Genomic DNA, 1702 nt, shown 5'->3' with positions numbered 1-1702 from the left:
GACAGCTCTACGTACACGCCCTTTTAGTAAGGTGCCTGAGTTAGGTAGCGTTCCAAATTCGATTTTTGTAACTGCAATGGATACAAATCCTCTTGCAGCAGACCCTTCAGTTGTTATCTCCGAGAAAGCCGAAGCATTTTCAAGCGGTTTGACAGTCCTTTCTAAGTTAACTGATGGTCGTGTGTTTGTGTGTTGTGAGGCGGGCAAAGAGCCTAGCGTTCCTTCATCAAGCCAAATTGCTGTTGAGACGTTCTCGGGCGTTCACCCAGCAGGTAATGCTGGCACGCATATTCATTATCTTGACCCTGTTAGTGCTGAGAAGACTGTTTGGACTATCTCATATCAAGACGTGATTGCCATCTCTGAGTTGTTCGCAACGGGCGAGCTTTCAGTTGAAAGAGTTATTTCGCTAGCTGGCGAAGGTATTGCTCGGCCTCGTTTGGTTCGTACTCAACTAGGTGCTTGTGTAAGCGATTTGGTCAACGGCGAAGGTGACAATGTTACCTGTCGTGCGATCAGTGGTTCTGTGTTTGGCGGTCGTACAGCGCGCGATTCAGTTGACTTCTTGGGTCGATATGCACAACAGATTTCAGTCATTCCAGAGCCTCAAGAACGCGAGTTGTTCGGTTGGTTAAACCCGGGCATGAACAAGTTCTCTGTCATGAACATTTACTTATCAAAATTAATGGGAAGTAAACTGTTTAGCTTTAGCACCACTACAAATGGTAGTGAACGCGCGATGGTTCCTGTTGGTGCTTATGAACGTGTAATGCCATTAGACGTCCTTCCTACTCAGCTTCTTCGCGCATTGATTGTTGAAGACACTGAACAAGCTCAGCAATTAGGTTGCCTGGAGTTAGACGAGGAAGATTTGGCATTATGCACATTTGTATGCCCTGGTAAGTATGAGTATGGTCCGATCCTTCGGTCCAACCTAACGCGCATCGAGAAGGAGGGCTAATATGGGCTTACGTAGTTTTTTAGATGATCTTGAGCCGCACTTTCATAAGGGTGGCAAATATGAAAAGTTCTACGCACTTTATGAAGCCGTAGATACGATTTTTTACTCACCTTCAAGCACAACTGCTGCGACATCTCATGTTCGCGATGGCGTAGATTTGAAGCGTATTATGATCACAGTTTGGATGTGTACATTCCCAGCTATGTTTTTTGGTATGTGGAATATCGGTTTCCAAGCAAACGATGCAATTGCAGCAGGTCTAGCGACTGCTCCAACGGACTGGCATAGCTTGTTCTTTATTGGTCATGACCCAAGTAATATTTGGCATAATATGGCTTATGGTGCAGCTTACTTCCTGCCTATTTACGCGGTTACCTTCGTAGTTGGTGGTTTTTGGGAAGTGTTGTTCGCAGCTGTTCGTGGTCACGAAGTTAACGAAGGTTTCTTCGTAACATCGATTCTATTTGCTTTGATCTGCCCACCTGATTTACCACTATGGCAAGTTGCTTTAGGTATTTCATTTGGTGTTGTGATTGGTAAAGAAATCTTTGGTGGTACCGGTAAGAACTTCTTAAACCCTGCTTTGACTGGTCGTGCATTCTTGTACTTCGCATACCCAGCTGAAATTTCAGGTGACGTCGTGTGGACTGCAGTTGATGGCTTCTCTGGTGCTACTTCACTTAGCCTCGCGGCAAGTGGTGGTGTCGAAGCGATCATGGCGAACAACATAACTTGGTTGGA

Annotated in this window: 2 protein-coding genes; both read left to right on the top strand. The window is 45.5% G+C overall.

All coding sequences use genetic code 11. The features are described from left to right. On the top strand, nucleotides 1-961 hold a 961-nt coding region (locus tag A3739_RS23385; RefSeq protein ID WP_082878571.1), incomplete at its 5' end, for a Na(+)-translocating NADH-quinone reductase subunit A. Between the two features lies 1 nt (nucleotide 962). After that, nucleotides 963-1702: RnfABCDGE type electron transport complex subunit D (locus A3739_RS23380; protein ID WP_197472516.1), on the top strand; the 740-nt coding region annotated here is incomplete at its 3' end.

The sequence above is a fragment of the Oleiphilus sp. HI0067 genome (assembly GCF_001635735.1).
Note: the sequence above shows the minus strand (reverse complement) of the source record. Positions and strands in the feature narration are given on the sequence as shown.